Below are 15,971 nucleotides of genomic sequence, written 5' to 3'. Positions count from 1 at the left end.
TCAGAGAGATTCAGGGCGGAACGCCCACGGGCGGACACGCTCGATGGCGGCACCGATCTGGAAGACGGTCGCGTCGTCGTAGCTGCGCCCGACGATCTGCACGCCTGTCGGGACGCCGTCCGCGGCTCGTCCGGACGGGACGTTGAGGACCGGGCAGCGGCTGGCGATGTTGAAGACCGTCGTCAGTGAATAGTCCATGTAGTGGTCGAGCTCGACGCCGTTCACGGTCAGCTTGGTGTCGATGTAGTCCTCGCCCGCGCGTAGGGCGGGCGCCCCGGTAGTCGGGCAGATCAGCGCGTCGTAGCGGTCCAGCAGCGCGCCGATGACCGCGTAGATCGCCGCCTCCATCTCCAGCCCGGCCAGGAAGCCGTCCCACTCCGCCGCCGCCCGGGACTCCGCGGCGAAGGCGAGGGCGTATCGGGTCAGCCTGTCGCCGTGTTCGGCCGCGACGTTGGCGACCATGGGGCCGAAGATGGTGCCGAAGTGGATGAACGCGGCGCGCATGACATCGGCGCGGCGCAGTCCGACCTCCACCTCCTCGACGATCGCTCCGGCCGCCGTCAGAGCGTCGGCGACGGCTCGGGTGTTGGCCGCGATGCCGGGCTCGATCTCCCAGTCGCCCAGGTTGGGGGCATAGGCGATGCGGAGCCCGGTGACGTCTCCGAGCTGGTCGGGGATGCGGACCGCCGGGCGGAGAGAGACCACGTCGCCGGGGTGAGGACCGACGATGGTGTTCTGCAGCAGCGCACAGTCGGCGACGGTACGGGCCATCGGCCCGTCGTGGCAGTAGTGGTCCAGGTTGAACGGAGGCATCGCCGGCACCCGGCCGTAGGGCGGTTTGTATCCGACGGTGCCGGTGTTGGCGGCGGGGAGGCGGATCGAGCCGCCGATGTCGGATCCGGTGGCGAGCGTGGCCGTACCGGAGGCGAGCGCCGCCCCGGAGCCGCCGGAGGATCCGCCGGGCGAGTAGTCGAGGTTCCACGGGTTGCGGGTGACCCCCCACAGCCGGGAGTGCGTGAACGCCGCGCAGCAGAACTCGGGCGTCGTGGTGCGGGCGTGCACGATGCCGCCGGCGGCCAGCACCCGCTCGATGACCGGGTGGGTTACCCCGGCCACATGGGTGGCGTAGGCGAGCGAGCCGTCCGTGGCCAGCCGTCCGGCGATCGGCTGCTCGTCCTTCGCGGCCACCGGGAGCCCTTCCAGTGGACGTGGCGAGCCGTCGCGGTATGCGCGCTCGGCCTGCTTCGCCTGAAGGAGCGCCTCCTCGAAGGTACGCTCGCTCAGCGCGTTCACCCGCGGCTCGACGGCTTCGGCCCGTTCGATGACGGCGGTCATCAGTTCGACGGGGGACAGCTCGCGGGATCGGAACAGCCGCAGGGCCTCGGTCGCGGGAAGGTAGGCGAGGTCGGTCACTGGGCCGCACTCCTTTTCGTGGGGTTCGTGTCAGGGGCGTGATGAGGGGACTCGGTGGAGGCCGGAGGGTTCGGCGTCTCCTGTAGGGCGGCTGCGAGGGCGCGCCGGTCGGCCGCGATCTGGGCGGGGTCCCAGCCGTGTCGTGGCACCGAGTGCAGCAATAGACGGGTGTAGGGGTGCTGAGGGGCGGACAACACCTGCCGGGTCGGGCCGGATTCGACCACGCGTCCCTGGTAGAGCACGAGGATGTCGTCGGCGACGTGCCGGACAAGTGCCAGGTTGTGGGTGACGAACAGATATCCGACGCCGGTGTCACGGCGGATCTCTGCCAGCAGGTCGAGGATCTGCGCCTGGATGGACACGTCGAGGGCGGCGGTCGCCTCGTCCAGGATCAGCACCTTCGGCTCGGTTGCCAGCGCGCGGGCGATGGCGACCCGCTGGCGCTGGCCGCCGGACAGCCGCCGGGGGAGCGCATCCGCCTCCCGCTCGCCGAGGCCGACCCGCGCCAGCAGCGCGTCGCGGCGGGCTCGTCGTTGCCGGGGGCTCAGCGCGAAGTGCAGACGCAGCGACTCCTCGACGCATTCGGCGACGGTGATGCGGGGGTCGAGTGAGAGGTAGGGGTCCTGGAAGACCATCTGGATCTCGCGGGCACGGGCCAGCCTGGTCGCCCTGCCACGGGCGGCGGCCGAGCGGTCGCGCCCGCCGACGCGGATCCGGCCGGCATCCGGCCGCTCCAAGCCGACGAGCATCCGCGCCGTCGTCGTCTTTCCCGATCCCGACTCGCCCACGATGGCCAGAGAGCCGCCGAGCCGCAGCGAGAAGGAGACGTCGTCGACGGCCACATGGCCGCCGAACGACTTGCGCAGGCCCTCGACCTCCAGTGCGTACTCAGTCATTGATCAGCTCCTCCGCACGCAGGCAGGCCACGTGAGCGCCGTCGATCTCCCGCTGGACGGGCTCGTGCTCGGTGCAGCGGGGTCGCGCGTGGGCGCAGCGGACCGCGAAGGCGCATCCGGGCGAAGTCTCGGCGAGTGACACCGGGCGTCCGGGGACGCTGCGCGGCGGCCGGTCCGAGTCCAGCTGCGGGGTCGAGGCCAGCAGCGCCGCGGTGTAGGGATGGCGGGGCCGGCCGAAGAGCCCGTCGGCGGACTGGGTTTCCACGATCCGTCCCGCGTACATCACGTAGACGCGGTCGCAGATCGCCGCGGCCAGTTCCAGGTCGTGGGTGACGAAGAGCATCCCCATGGCACGCTCGGTCCGCAGGTCGGTGAGGATCGAGATCACCTCGGCCTGGGTGGTGACGTCCAGCGCGGTGGTGGGCTCGTCGGCCAGCAGCAGCCGGGGCTCTCCGGCGAGCGCGCCGGCGATCATCACGCGCTGCAGCATGCCGCCGGAGAACTCGTGCGGATACCTGCGCAGCGCCGCGCGGGGATCACGGATTCCGACCGACTCCAGCAACTCCCCGGCCCGCTTGAGCGCGTCTTTCCGCGGCACCCCGCCCGCCCGTATCCCTTCGGTGACGAAGTCGCCGATCCTGCGCAGCGGGTTGATCGATGCTCGGGGGTCCTGGAAGACCATGGAGACGTCGTGGCGGCGCAGCTCGCGGAGCCGGGTGGGGGACATCGTCAGGACGTCGTTCCCGTCCAGCCGCAGGCTTCCGCAGGTCTGGGCCCCTTCGGGGAACAGGCCGAGCACCGAACGACAGGTGACGGACTTGCCGGACCCGGACTCGCCGACCAGTCCGACGGTCTCGCCTTGCGCGACGTGCAGTGACACCCCGTCGAGGATGGGGCGCGCGGCCTTGCCTGCCGCGAGCTGCACGTTCAGGTTCTCGATCTCCAGCAGGGGAGTGGTCATCGTTGCTCCCGCCTGGCGACGCGGTCGGCGATGGCCTCGCCGACGATGCTGAAGGCGACCACCGTGATCACGATGGCGACGCCGGGGGCAAGAGCGGGCAGCGTCGCGCCCTGGAGCAGGGCCGCGGACCCTTCGTTGATCATCGCGCCCCAGTCGGCGGTGGGCGGCTGGACACCGAAGCCCAGGAAGGACAGGGCGGCGAGGTCCATGAGCGCGTAACCGAAGTTGATCGCGGACTGGGCGAGGATCAGCGGGGCGATGTTGGGAAGCAGGTGCCTCAGGCAGATCACCCAGCCGGACCAGCCCTGCACCTTGTAGGCCTGGATGTAGGGGCGGGTCATCTCCTGCAGGGCCACGCTGCGCACCAGCCGGCCGACGTAGGGGGCATAGGCGATGCTCATCGCGATCACCGGCGCCGTCAGCCCGACACCGAACACCGCCACCAGGATGATGGCCAGCAGCAGGGCGGGGAAGGAGAAGATGAAATCCATGGTCCGCGACAGCAGCGAGTCAACGGCCCCGCCGAGCCAGGCGGCGGCCACGCCGAGCAGCATGCCGAGCACCGTCGAGATGGCCACCACCAGCAGCGGTCCGAGCAGGCCGGTCTGCGCACCGAAGATCAGCCGAGACAGGACGTCGCGGCCCGACTGGTCGGTTCCCAGCAGATGGTCGGCGCTGGAGCCGCTCAGAGCGGCGGACAGATCGATGGCCTCGGGGTCGTGCGGCGTGATCAGCGAGGCGAAGAGTGCCGCGATGATCAGCACTGCCAGGACGGCGAGGGCGGCCGTGACCAGTTTGTCGCCTTCGGCGAGGCGGGTCAGCGGCGCCAGGATCTTGCGCCGGTGGATGGGCAGGACGGTCACGATGCGCCTCCCTTCGCGTGGGACAGACGGGGATCGATGAGCGGGTGGAGCAGATCGACGATGAGGTTGGCGGTGACGAAGGCCAGCACCACCAGCAGGCTGACGGCCTGCACGACCGGGAAGTCCTTGACGGTGACGGAGCCGACGAGCAACTGGCCGACCCCCGAGAGCCCGAAGGCGGTCTCCACGATCGAGGTGGCGACCAGCAGACCGGCCACGACGGTCCCGATCACGGTGGTGATGGGGCCGAGGGCGTTGCGCAACACGTGCTGCCGCATCACCCTGCTGCCGGGGATCCCGCGTGAGCGGGCCACCTCGACGTGCTCACGCCCCAGTTCCTCCAGCATCGCCGCCCGGGTCACCCGGGCCAGCAGGCCGGCGAAGGTGAGCGAGAGCGCCGCCGCAGGAAGCGTCAGGTGGACGATCCTGTCACCGAAACCGGAGCCGTTGCCGAAGGCGGGGAACCAGCCCAGCTGTAGGGAGAACAGCGAGATCAGCCCCATCGCGGCGACGAACGAGGGAGTGGCCGTCGCGACGCCCGTGCCGATGAGGACCAGCCGGTCCACGACGCCTGGCCGCAGCGCGGCCAGCACCCCGAGGGCGAGGCCCACGATCAGGATGAGCAGGCCGGCGTAGCCGACGAGCCACAGCGTCGTCGGCAGCCGAGCCATGATCAGGCCGGCCACGTCCTGCCGGAACTGCGCGGAGCGGCCGAAGTCACCGGTGACGACGCCGCCGGCCCATTTGACGTACTGGACCAGAAACGGGTCGTCCAAGTGATATTGCGCCCTGATCGCCGCGACCGCCGCCGGCGACGCCGAGCGACCCCCCAGGAGGAAGGACGCCGGGTCACCGGGGGCGAGGTGCACCGAGCCGAAAATCGCGAACGACGTGGCGATCAGCGTCGCGACGATCCCGGCGACTCGGCGGAGGAGGAAACGCGCCATGGTCGAACTCAACCGGCCGAACCCAGACGAGCCGCCCAGGGATACTGGAGCTGGGCGATGCTGGTCGGCGCGCCGGTGACCCGATTGTTGAGGAACATGGTGTGCGGCACCTCGTACAGCGGGATCCAGACCATGTCGCGCACGGCGATCTCCTGCAGCTTGGCGACCGTCGCGGTGCGGGCGGACGGGTCGGCCTGGCTGTTGGCCTGGTCGACCAGGGCGTCGTACTCCGGATTGGAGTAGCCGCCGTAGTTGGGGAAGGCGCCGGTCTGTAGGTTGGCGTAGAACTCCAGCGGGTCGGGGGTGGAGTCGTACCAGATCGTCATGACCAGATCGATCCCCTCGCGGGCCTTCGGGTCGGAGAACAGCGCCGTGTAGGCGTCCGGGGCGACCGCCTTCAGCTCGACCTGGAGGCCGACGGCCTGCCCCGCCGACTGCACCGCGTTGGCGATGACGCTGATCTCCGGGGACATCGTGCTGGTCGCCATCACGATCTTCTTGCCGGCGGCGCCGGCCTCCTGGATCAGCTTCTTCGCCCCGGCGACATCCCGGGTGATGGCCGGAAGTTTGTCGTAGTAGCCCTTGGCCGCGTCCGGGGCGATTCCCCACGCGCCGATCGCGGCGGGCGCCTTCGCAGGGGTGCCGCCTCCAGCCGCGGCGGCCTTGACGATGCCCTCGCGGTCGAGCGCCATGGACAGCGCCCTGCGGACCCGGACATCACCGAGCGTGCCCTTGAGGTTGGTGGGGATCAGACTCACGGCCGTGGTGCTGGGGCCGAAGTAGAGCGTGCCGTTGGTGGCGGCGCGCAGCTTGGCGAAGCCGGTGGCCGGCACCAGGTAGCCGCCGTCGACCTCGCCGGCGACCATCGTGTTGACCCGCGCGGAGGGGTCCTGGATGAACACGTTCTTGACCGTGTTCACCTTGGGGGTGAGCGTCGTGTCCCAGTAGCCGTCGTACTTCTTGAGCGTGATCGACTGGCCCTTCTGCCATGTGTCGAGAGTGAACGGCCCGGTGCAGTTCACGCCACCGTCCGGGGTGCCGTAGCCCGCTCCGGTCTTGGCCAGGAACGCGGCGCTCTCGATGCTGCCCGCGGAGGTGCCCATCTCCTCGTTGAAGAGCTGGTCGGGCTTCCTCAAGTGGACCGTGACCTCCATCGGCCCGGTCTTCTCGATCGACTTGACGTTCTGGAAGGCCGAGACCCAGTAAGAGCCGACTTTGGGATCCAGGTGGCGGCGCAGGCTGGCGACGACGTCGTCGGCGGTGAGCGTCGAGCCGTCGTGGAAGCGCACGCCGGAGCGGATCGTGTAGACCCAGCGCTTGGGGTCGGGAGAGGCCACGGCGCTGGCCAGGCCCGGCTCCAGCTTCAGGTCAGGGGTGATCCGCATGAGCTGCTCGCACACGTTGGCGAGCACGGTGTTGGGCGAATAGTCGAAGGCGTACGCGTAGTCCAAGGACTGCGGTTCGGCGTAGAGCGACCAGGTAACCGAGTCCACCGTGCCCTTGGCCGGCGCAGTGTCTTTGGTGATCTCGAAAGCGGCGGAGCCGCCACCCTTGCCGGCGCGTGGAGCGCCGCCGCAGGCGGCGACCGCGAGCGCGAGCAGCGCGGTCATGGCAGCGAAACGGGAGGTGCGCATCAGACCACCTCTTTCTGAACGGGCCGCAACCTTGCGGTGCGCGGCTGAGGTGGCTGCGAGTATTGGTGAAGGAACGTTCCTGCACAAGGGAGGTGAAGGAACGATTCTGCAACGGTAGGTGGGGTAGCGGATCACTGGGTCAAATGACAGGATCGCGCTCATGAGTCAGTCAGACCGCAGCTCCGTCTCCCGGGTCCGCCTCGTGGACGTGGCCCGCGCCGCAGGGGTTTCCAAGACGACCGTGTCGGACGCGCTGAACGGAGCCGGGCGTCTTCCCGCGGCTACCCGCGAGCACGTACGGCAGGTGGCGCGCCGTCTCGGCTACCGCCCGAACGCCACGGCGCGGCTGCTGCGCGCCGGGCACACCCGGCTGCTCGGCCTCGCGGCGCGGGAGTACGTCGAGACGCCGTGGGTCTACGCCGACCTGGCCTATTTCGGACAGCTCGTCAACGCCACGACCCGGGCGGCCCTGGCTCACGGATACGGGGTCGTCCTGCTGCCCACCTCCGGTCCGGACGACTGCTGGCTGGACATGCCGCTGGACGGCGTGTTCGTCGTCGACCCGGTCGCGGGAGATCCGATGGTCGGAGATTTCCTCGCGGCGGGCATCCCGGTGGTCTCCGATCGGCGGGCCCTGGCGGAGGCCGTGAGCGAGGCGCAGACGGCCGGCCGGTGGGTCGACTTCGACAACGAGTACGCCGTACGCCAGGTCCTGGATCATCTGGAGGAAGCCGGCGCCGAACGCATCGCGGTCGTCGCGGGCGCGACCACAGCCTGCTTCCACCAGGAATCGGTCGACGCCTACCAGGACTGGTGCGCCGAGCGAGGCCGTGAACCCTCCATCGCCTACCTGCCCGGCCCTGGCATTCAGCAGACACTCGACGCCGTCGAGCGGCTGCTCGACGGCCCTGTCCCGCCGGACGCGCTCTTCACCCTGGTCGAGGTCAATCCGCCGCTCCTGCTGGACACGATCCGCAAGCGCGGCCGATCCGTCCCCGATGACCTGCTGCTCGTCTGCACCACGGAGGACTCGGCGGCCCTCTACACGGATCCGCCGGTCAGCACGCTCAGCTTTCTGCCCGGTGAGACCGCCGGGGCCGCGGTGGAGCTGCTCGTCGACCGCATCGAAGGCCGCGAGGGAGACCCCGGCCGCCTCTTCTCGGCCGAACTCCAGATCCGCGCGTCCTCGGCCTTCCCCGCCACCGCGTAGGCCTGGTGTCTCACCTCACCTCGTAGGCGTCGTAGAGCACGGCGTTGGAGGTGCGCATACCGGACGCGACGGCAAGCGAACGGTTGAGCCAGCGATAGGCGGGGGCTCCGGTCTCGAAGCGGCAGAACAGCCGGAAGTAGTATTCGGCGGGGTTCACCTCCTCGCCCCGCGCGAGCCGCGCCATCACTTCGGGCGGACCGTGCCGGATCCCTGTGGTCTGCAGGTAGACCAGGGCGTCGTCGTGCGTGCGCAGCGTGTAACGGGTGTCGATGCTCGCGCTCGCGTCATGGTGGACGACCTGCCAGTCGGCCCCGCCCGGCAGGATCTCGCCGGACAGCCGCGGACCTTCGAAGGAGCCGCCGGTGATGTTGATGATCCGGCGGCGGCCCCAGGGGGAGTCGCCGAGCTCCAGGATCGGGTCGAGCTCCACCCGGAAGGCGGCCAGGGGGGTCAGTTCGAGACCCATGCCGGCTCCACGCCGTAGGAGGGGCGTTCGTTGAGCAGGCGGGGATCGAAACCGGCGGTGCGCTTGTAGTCGGCCGCGATGCTCTCGCGCTCGGTCATCGGGATCACGTCCTCGATGTCGGTGAACCCGCTCGGGGCGCGCTCGTGGGCGATCTTCATCACGACTTCGGGCCCCATGCCGCGGTTGGCCTGGCAGAGCGTGGTCGTGACGGGTCGCCGGCGCTCTTCGTAGGCGGTCAGCGCCTGCTCCGGGGCGCGGCCGGCGGCGAGTTCGCAGGCGAGCACACGGGCGTCGATCACCGCCTGGGAGGCGCCGTTGGAACCGATCGGGTACATGGCGTGGGCGGCGTCGCCGAGCAGGGTCACCCGGCCGTACGACCAACGGGGGAGAGGGTCCCTGTCGACCATCGGGTATTCGTAGACGGCGTCGGCCGCCGAGATCAGCCCGGGCACGTCCAGCCAGTCGAACCGCCAGTCGCCGAAGTGGCGAAGGATCTCGGAGGGCTCCACGGGCCGATTCCAGTCACCGCGCGCGACGGCCTTCTCCATGGGGCGCTCGGCGATCCAGTTGATCAGGTTCGGGGCCGTGTCCTGGATCGGATAGGCGACGAACTTCGTGGTGCCGTCCCCGGCCATGATCATGGAACGGCCGGAGAGGAAGGGCCGCGCCTGGGACACCCCGCGCCACAGGACGAGGCCGTTCCACGGCGGCGGCCCCTCATCGGGGTAGAGCAGGGCCCGGACCGTCGAATGGATTCCGTCGGCGCCGATGAGCACGTCGCCGGTCAACTCGGTTTCTCCTCGGGCCGTCGCGAATCGGGCCGACACCGTGCCGCCTTCTTGATGGAATCCGGTGAGCGCGTGACCCGTCCGAACCACGGCCTCGCCCAGGCGCCTGCGCACCTCCGCCAGCAGCAGCATCTGCAGCCGGCCTCGATGCACAGAGAACTGCGGCCACCGGTATCCGGCGCGCAGGCCGCGGGGCTCGGACCAGATTCGCGAACCGTAACGGTTGTAGTAGGTGAGTTCCCCGGTGGCCACGCCGATCCCGGCGAGCCGGTCGGCCAGGCCCAGCTCGGTCAGCTCGCGAACCGCGTGCGGGAGCAGGTTGATGCCCACGCCCAGCGGGCGCAGCTCCGCGGCGGCCTCGGCGATCACTACGTCGGTGATGCCCGCCGCGTGCAGGCTCAGGGCTGCGGCCAGCCCGCCGATGCCGGCACCCACGATGACCACTGGCATCCGTACTCCCCGGGCTGAATGTTTTGGCCTTAACTATTTCGTGTTTCATCATCCAGAGCGGACGGTCTCCGCGCAAGACCCTGGGAAGATCGGGCACATGGGTGAATCAGCCGAGAGCCGGTACGAGAAGTACGCGAGAGACCGGGTGGCGGGCATGGGGACGGCGGCCGATTCCCGTGCCTTCACGCTCTCCTACAACGTGCTGCAGCTCTCGCAGATGCTGGTCAACGACCTGGAATCCCAGGTGCACCGGCCGCGTGGGCTCACGTTGCCGGGCTTCCGGCTGATGTTCAAACTGTGGCTGCTGGGGCCGACTCAGTCAGCCCGGCTCGCCGAGATGTCGGTGCTGACCCGCTCGGCGGTGTCGAACCTGGTCAACACGTTGGAGCGGGACGGTTTCGTGGACCGCAGCCGGACTGTCGCCGATCGACGGCTGGTCTACGTCGATCTCACCGAGCGAGGGCGGGCGATCGTGGCCGAGGCCTTCGAGCTCCAGACCCGGCGTGAGCGGGCCTGGTTCGCCGCGCTTGACGAGACCGAGCAGGTCCGGTTCGTCGAGATGATGCGAAAGCTGATCGAGTCACGGCCACAGGAATGACACCGGCCCGCCGGACGGCGCTGCCCGGTCCGTGTGAACAGGGGCCTGTCGGTGGTGTCAAGACCCCGCGGCCGTGACCTTCAGCCCGCCAGCTCCCGCTTGATGTCGTCGTCGTCCGGCGCCAGCTCCAGCGCGCGGGTGAGATCGGCCACCGCCTCCTCCTCCCGCCCGGCGGCGCGCAGCGCCATCGCGCGGTTGAACAGCAGTGCGGGATCCGCGCCGGGTTCCAGGGCGCGGGTGAAGTCGGCGACCGCGCCCTCCGGGTCGCCGGTCTCGAACGCCAGCATCCCCCGGCTGGCCCAGGCCGCGGCGAGCGAGGGGGAACGCTCCAGCGCATGGTCGAACGCGGCCCGCGCCTCCTTGTGGCGGCCCTCGGCCATCTCGACCTGGCCCAGCGCGCACAGCAGATACGGGTTGACCGGGTCCAGCGCGAGCCCGCTCTCCGCATCGGCCCTGGCCCTGCCGTACTCGCCGAGCGCGGCCAGCAGCCCGGCCCGGTTGGCGAGCCCGTCCACGAACTCCGGGTCCAGCTCCAGGGCGTGGTCCAGGTCGGCGAGCGCGCCCCGGTGGTCGCCGGTCGAGAAGCGGATCTCGGCCCGGTTGTAGTACGGCTCGGGGAAGGGCGGGCCGACCCGCATCGCCGTCTCGTAGTCGGCGATCGCCGCCTCCCGCCTGCCCAGCCGGTGCAGCAGGTTGCCCCGGTCGATGTAGTAGTCGGGGTAGCCGGGGTCGGCCGCGATCACCGCGTCGAGATCCTCCAGCGCGTCCTCGGGACGGCCCAGCATGACGGCGAGCTGCGCCCGGTTGGCCAGCAGCACCAGCCGGTGGATCGGGTGCTCGCCCGGCTCCAGGCCGTGCTCGGCCAGCTCCACCGCCTCCTGGACCAGCTCCAGAGCCCTGGCGGGGTTGCCGAGCCGTACCTCCACCAGGGCCCGGCCGTTGAGGTCGAAACCCAGTTTGAAAGCGCGCTCGCGCGGGTCGGGCAGCAGCGTGGAGATGGCGATCGCCTGGTTCACCCAGGCCAGCGCGGCGTCCAGGTCGCGCCGGGCCGGGTCGTGGTGGCGGACCTTGAGCATGCCGGTGGAGTAGGCGGCCGCGGCGTGCGTGGCGGGGGAGACGCTCGTCCGCCTGGCCAGGTCGAACAGGGCTTCGGCCTCGTCCTCGCGGTTCAGCGAGCCCAGTGCGGTGGCGGTGCTGTGCAGCAGCCGCCACCAGGTCTCCGGCTCGGCGGCCGGGTCGGCCAGCGGCAGCGCGCGCAGCCCCAGCTCCGCCACCGCGTCGTGACAGCCCGCGTCCAGGCACCGTTCGACCGCGGACCGGAAGGCCTCCACCGCGCGGTGCGGGTCGGTGCCGTGCTCGCGGTGGTAGGGGATCGCGCCGAGCCGCGCGCCGATCGTCCCCTCCCGTTCCAGCTCGTCGGCCCGGACGTCGTGCTCCTCCGGGCTGAGGGGCTCCTCCGGTACGGCCTGCCCGCCGATCACGACGGTCAGCAGGTCCGGGGAGATCCGCCGCCGCAGCACCGCCAGCAGCTCGTGGTCGGTTGGGTCGGCCTGGTGGACGTTCTCCACGACGAGCGTCCGCGGCCCGGTCTCGGCCAGGTGCTCGCGGACGAACTCGGCGAGTCCGTTGGACAGGCGGAGCGTGCGGCGGGGCGCGTGGACCAGGATCCGTTCGGCCCTGGGCAGGTGGTCGGCCATCGACCGCCGCCTGGCGGGGACCAGCCCGTCCAGGTCGGGTGACATGGCCCGCAGCTCGATGTCATAGCGGGCGACCAGCTCCGGCCGGGCGACGGACGCCAGGGCCGAGGCGATCGCGCCGCCGGCGGTGTACGGCCCCCGCAGGCGCCGGTCCGCGTCCACGGGGGGGAGGAGCAGCGGGGGGAGGGGCGGGTTTTCTGGTGGGAGCGGTCCCCGACTCACCAGTCTCCTTTATATGGTTCTGAGGTTTATGTGGTTCTGGGGGCCGGCGCCCATCGCTGGGCGCCGGTTCAGTGATTTCGGTCTCAGCCGACGTGCTTGGGGCTGGCGGTCCCGCGGAGCGTGACGGTGCCAGGCTTGTGAACGATAACGCGCTTCATTGCGATGCCTCTCTTGGTAATCAGAACAAATCGCAAGTATTCGCATTAATCACCCATATTGACAAGATCTATTTCTCAGGGTGGCCGAATCCGGACAAGTCACTAGACAAAACAGCACAATCCATACCAGTTTCCGGGTCGGTCAGGGGCGCGGCTGCTGCTGGGTGATGCAGTGGATCCCCCCGCCGAGGGCGAATATGGCGCGGGCGTCCACCATCTCGACGGCCCGCTCCGGGAAGAGCTTGACGAAGACGTCGGCCGCTGCGGCGTCGCGCGGATCGTCGAAGGAGCAGAGCAGGGCCAGGCCGTTGGCCAGGTAGTGGTTGACGTAGGAGTAGTCGACCAGCTCCCCGTCCGCCTCGCGGGTCTCCGGGGCGACCAGCTCGACGACCTCCAGCCGGCGGCCCCTGGCGTCGGTCGAGGAGCGCAGGATCGCCAGGTTCTCCCGGGTGACCTCGTGGTCCGGGTGGTCCGGGTCGGGCTGGACGTGGCAGAGCACCAGCCCGGGACGGGCGAAGGAGGCGAGCAGGTCCACATGGCCGCTGGTGCCGTACCTGCCGTAGTCGGCGGTGAGACCGCGCGGCAGCCAGATCACCTTCTCCACGCCGATCCGGGCGCCGAGCTCGGCCTCCACCCGCTCCCTGGTCCAGCCGGGGTTGCGCCTGTCGCCGAGCTGGACGGTCTCGGTGACGATGACCGTCCCCTCGCCGTCCACATGGATGCCGCCGCCCTCGTTGACCATCTCCGAACGGAATCTGACGGCCCCCGCCCGTTCCAGGACGGCCCCGGCGACCAGGTCGTCCTTGGCGTGGGCGTGCCAGCCCCACCCGTTGAAGGTCCAGTCCACCCCCGCCAGGCCGCCCCTGCCGTCCAGCAGGAAGGTCGGGCCGTTGTCGCGCATCCAGCAGTCGTCCAGCGGCTGCTCCATCACCTCGACCTCGGGGGAGAGCCAGCGGGCGGCCGGCTCACGCCCGCCCGGGTCGACCACCATGGTGACCGGCTCGTAGCGGACGATGGTGTTGGCCACGCTCGACCAGGCGCGGTAGGAGGCCTCGGGGTCGCTCAGCGCGTACCCGGCGACCGGCCAGGACATCCAGGTGCGGGTGTGCGGGTGCCACTCCGGCGGCATGAAGAACACGGCAGGGCTCCTTGTCGGAGGGGTCGGAGAGGTGTGGGGGACGGCGGGAGCGTCCGCGTGGTGCGGCACGTCGCAGGAAGGGCGGGACGTCACAGGAAGTACAGGCGGCTCAGCGAGACCGAGTCGGCGGGGGCCGACCGGACCGGGTCGCCGTCGAGGGTGACCTGGCCGAGAGTGTCCACCTCGACGGACCCGAGCCGGGAGTTGAGGACCAGGTCGCCGGGGCCGATGCCGCGGGTGCCGCGCACCCCCACCCGGCGGCGGCGGGTCGTCATGCGGTCGTCGGCCGCGTCCGCGGCCGCCCCGCTGACGAAGGCCACCGACAGGTCCGCGGCGGTCGCGCCGTACGCGCCGAACTGCGGGCCCAGCACCAGCGGCTCGCAGGTGTCGGTGGAGGCGTTCGGGTCCCCGGTCACGCCGTAGGCGGGGAAGCCCGCCTTCAGCACGAGCTGCGGCTTGGCGCCGAAGTGGTCCGGCCGCCACAGCACGATGTCGGCCAGCTTGCCCGGCTCCAGCGAGCCGACCTCGTGGGCCAGGCCGTGCGCGATGGCCGGGTTGATCGTCAGTTTGGCCAGGTAGCGCAGCACCCGCTCGTTGTCGTTGCGCTCCGGCGCGCCCAGCTCCCCCTTCATCTTCCCGGCCATTGCGAACGTCCGGCGGACCGTCTCGCCCGCCCGGCCCATGCCCTGCGCGTCGGAGGAGGTGATGCCGATGACCCCGAGGTCGTGCAGCACGTCCTCGGCGCCCATGGTGCCGGCCCGGATCCGGTCCCTGGCCAGCGCGGCGTCCCCCGGCAGCTCGGGCCGGAGCCCGTGCACCGAGACGATCATCCCGTGGTGCTCGGCGACGGCGTCCCGGCCGAAGGGCAGCGTCGGGTTGGTGGAGGAGCCGATGACGTTGGCCACCCCGGCCAGCTTGAGCACGTTCGGCACGTGACCGCCGCCGCAGCCCTCGATGTGGAAGGCGTGGATCGTCCGGCCTCCGAGCACGGCGAGGGTGTCCTCCACCGACAGGCACTCGTTGAGACCGTCGGTGTGCAGGGCCACCTGCACGTCGTGCTCCTCGGCGACCCGCAGCGCGGTGTCCAGCGCGCGGGTGTGGGCCCCCATGTCCTCGTGCACCTTGAAGCCGCTCGCACCGCCCTCGACCAGCGCCTCGACCAGCGGAGCCTCGTGTGAGGACGAGCCGCGCGCCAGGAAGCCGATGTTCACCGGCCAGGCGTCGAAGGCGTTGAACGCGTGCCGCAGGGCCCACGGCGAGTTCACCCCCACGCCCCAGACCGGCCCGAACTCCTGGCCGATGATCGTGGTGACGCCGGAGGCCAGGGAGGCCTCCATGATGCGCGGGCTGAGCAGGTGGACGTGGGTGTCGATCGCCCCCGCCGTCGCGATGAGCCCCTCACCGGACACGATCGTGGTCCCGGTGCCGACCACCACGTCCACCCCGTCCAGGGTGTCGGGGTTGCCGGCCCGGCCGACGGCGTGGACGCGCCCCTCCCGGACGCCGATCGACGCGGTCCGCACGCCCAGGATCGGGTCGAGGATCAGCACGTTGCTGATCACCAGGTCGCAGGTGTCCCTGATCGAGGCGGCCTTCAGGTGCAGGCCGTCCCGGGCGGTCTTGCCGAACCCGGCCAGGAACTCCTCCCCGGCCTTCTGCGAGTCGTGCTCGACCTCGACCACCAGGCCGGAGTCGCCGAGCCTGACCCGGTCTCCCTTACGCGGGCCGTACATGCTCATCGGTCACCCGCCCCCGCCGGCCGGTCGCCGGTGGTGGGCCCCGCCGGCTCGCTGCCCAGATATCCGCAGGCCCGCGCCTTCTCCATGGCCCGCTCGAACGCGCCCGGCGCGTCCAGCGGCCCGTCCACCAGCCCGGCGAACCCGATCGCCACCCGCGCGCCGCCGATCGGGACCAGCCTGGCGGTACGGCTCTCGCCCGGATCGAAGCGGACGGTGGAGCCCGCCGGAACGGCCAGCCGGCGGCCGTAGCCGGCGGCCCGGTCGAACCGGAGCCGGGGGTTGGCCTCGAAGAAGTGGAAGTGCGAGGTGACGCTGATCGGGACGGTAGCCGTGTTGAGCACCTCGACCTCGACGGCGCCCTCCTCGGCGGCGTCCCTCTGCCCGGAGGGCGGGGGCGCGGCGGTCACCGCGCCGGGGGCCTCGGCGCCGAGCGAGCCGCCGCCGAACGGGTCGGTCACCACGGCCAGCCGGGTGCCGTCGTCGAAGACCGCCTCGACCATGACCTCGGTGACGACGTCGGCCACGCCGGGCAGCACGTCGTCCGGGCCGAGCACCCTGCGGCCGGCCTCGACCGCCTCGGCCAGCCACGCCCCGTCGCGGGCGGCCTCGCAGACCGTGTCCGCGATCAGCGCGGTGGCCTCCGGCACGTTCAGCCGCAGACCTCTCGCCTTCCTGGCGCGCGCCAGCCCGGCCGCGGTGAACAGCAGCAGCCGGTCGCGTTCCGCAGGTGTCAGCCGCACAGCCCTCTCCCTTTTAGAACTGTCTTCAAACTTAGAGCAGCATTCTAAACC

At 70.8% G+C, this 15,971-nt stretch carries 14 protein-coding genes; 2 read left to right on the top strand and 12 right to left on the bottom strand.

What is annotated here, in order from left to right; all coding sequences use genetic code 11:
* The 6 genes from SROS_RS29850 to SROS_RS29825 are packed head-to-tail and all read right to left on the bottom strand — an operon-like array spanning position 1 to position 6,714.
* The gene (locus SROS_RS29850; protein WP_012892645.1) at positions 1 to 1,413 is read right to left on the bottom strand and encodes an amidase; all 1,413 of its coding nucleotides are present in this window, start codon (positions 1,411 to 1,413) and stop codon (positions 1 to 3) included.
* A complete protein-coding gene (locus SROS_RS29845; RefSeq protein WP_012892644.1) occupies positions 1,410 to 2,309 on the bottom strand; it encodes an ABC transporter ATP-binding protein in 900 nt (299 codons plus the stop codon). Before SROS_RS29845 ends, SROS_RS29850 begins: the two co-directional genes overlap by 4 nt.
* Entirely contained in the window at positions 2,302 to 3,270 is a 969-nt protein-coding gene (locus tag SROS_RS29840) for an ABC transporter ATP-binding protein (protein ID WP_012892643.1), read from the bottom strand. Before SROS_RS29840 ends, SROS_RS29845 begins: the two co-directional genes overlap by 8 nt.
* On the bottom strand, positions 3,267 to 4,133 hold the full coding sequence (locus SROS_RS29835; RefSeq protein WP_012892642.1) for an ABC transporter permease: 867 nt from the start codon (positions 4,131 to 4,133) through the stop codon (positions 3,267 to 3,269). The genes SROS_RS29840 and SROS_RS29835 overlap by 4 nt, the downstream gene beginning before the upstream one ends.
* Positions 4,130 to 5,080 carry an ABC transporter permease gene (locus SROS_RS29830; protein ID WP_012892641.1) on the bottom strand — a complete coding sequence of 317 codons (951 nt, stop codon included), beginning with the start codon at positions 5,078 to 5,080 and terminating at the stop codon, positions 4,130 to 4,132. The genes SROS_RS29835 and SROS_RS29830 overlap by 4 nt, the downstream gene beginning before the upstream one ends.
* 8 nt (positions 5,081 to 5,088) lie before the next feature.
* Positions 5,089 to 6,714: an ABC transporter substrate-binding protein gene (locus tag SROS_RS29825; protein ID WP_012892640.1), complete on the bottom strand. Its 1,626-nt coding sequence runs from the start codon at positions 6,712 to 6,714 to the stop codon at positions 5,089 to 5,091.
* Between the two features lie 160 nt (positions 6,715 to 6,874).
* Here SROS_RS29825 and SROS_RS29820 point away from each other — a divergent pair, with 160 nt between their 5' ends.
* Positions 6,875 to 7,924 (top strand): LacI family DNA-binding transcriptional regulator, encoded by a 1,050-nt coding sequence (locus SROS_RS29820; RefSeq protein WP_012892639.1) that lies wholly within the window; start codon positions 6,875 to 6,877, stop codon positions 7,922 to 7,924.
* 10 nt (positions 7,925 to 7,934) lie between these two features.
* Here SROS_RS29820 and SROS_RS29815 read toward each other — a convergent pair whose 3' ends face one another.
* Positions 7,935 to 8,390, bottom strand: a complete 456-nt coding sequence (locus SROS_RS29815) for a DUF3237 domain-containing protein (RefSeq protein WP_012892638.1) — start codon at positions 8,388 to 8,390, stop codon at positions 7,935 to 7,937.
* Positions 8,375 to 9,628, bottom strand: coding sequence for a flavin-dependent oxidoreductase (locus SROS_RS29810; protein ID WP_012892637.1), 1,254 nt, complete (start codon positions 9,626 to 9,628; stop codon positions 8,375 to 8,377). The genes SROS_RS29815 and SROS_RS29810 overlap by 16 nt, the downstream gene beginning before the upstream one ends.
* 97 nt (positions 9,629 to 9,725) lie before the next feature.
* On the opposite strand from SROS_RS29810, the gene SROS_RS29805 reads away from it, so the two are divergent.
* Positions 9,726 to 10,226, top strand: coding sequence for a MarR family winged helix-turn-helix transcriptional regulator (locus SROS_RS29805; RefSeq protein ID WP_012892636.1), 501 nt, complete (start codon positions 9,726 to 9,728; stop codon positions 10,224 to 10,226).
* Between the two features lie 80 nt (positions 10,227 to 10,306).
* On the opposite strand, the gene SROS_RS29800 is transcribed toward SROS_RS29805, so the two are convergent.
* The 4 genes from SROS_RS29800 to ureA all read right to left on the bottom strand — a co-directional run bounded on the left by SROS_RS29800 (position 10,307) and on the right by ureA (position 15,920).
* On the bottom strand, positions 10,307 to 12,085 hold the full coding sequence (locus SROS_RS29800) for a tetratricopeptide repeat protein (protein ID WP_245564332.1): 1,779 nt from the start codon (positions 12,083 to 12,085) through the stop codon (positions 10,307 to 10,309).
* A gap of 360 nt (positions 12,086 to 12,445) precedes the next feature.
* Positions 12,446 to 13,432 (bottom strand): agmatine deiminase family protein, encoded by a 987-nt coding sequence (locus tag SROS_RS29795; protein WP_043657031.1) that lies wholly within the window; start codon positions 13,430 to 13,432, stop codon positions 12,446 to 12,448.
* 98 nt (positions 13,433 to 13,530) lie between these two features.
* The gene (locus SROS_RS29790; protein WP_012892633.1) at positions 13,531 to 15,180 is read right to left on the bottom strand and encodes an urease subunit alpha; all 1,650 of its coding nucleotides are present in this window, start codon (positions 15,178 to 15,180) and stop codon (positions 13,531 to 13,533) included.
* Positions 15,177 to 15,920 (bottom strand): urease subunit gamma, encoded by a 744-nt coding sequence (gene ureA, locus SROS_RS29785; RefSeq protein WP_012892632.1) that lies wholly within the window; start codon positions 15,918 to 15,920, stop codon positions 15,177 to 15,179. Before ureA ends, SROS_RS29790 begins: the two co-directional genes overlap by 4 nt.
* Positions 15,921 to 15,971: the final 51 nt, after the last annotated feature.

This window comes from Streptosporangium roseum DSM 43021 (assembly GCF_000024865.1).
In the GTDB taxonomy this organism is placed as follows: domain Bacteria; phylum Actinomycetota; class Actinomycetes; order Streptosporangiales; family Streptosporangiaceae; genus Streptosporangium; species Streptosporangium roseum.
The sequence above is the reverse complement of the archived record's forward strand: the minus strand, read 5'-3'. Positions and strand labels throughout refer to the sequence as shown.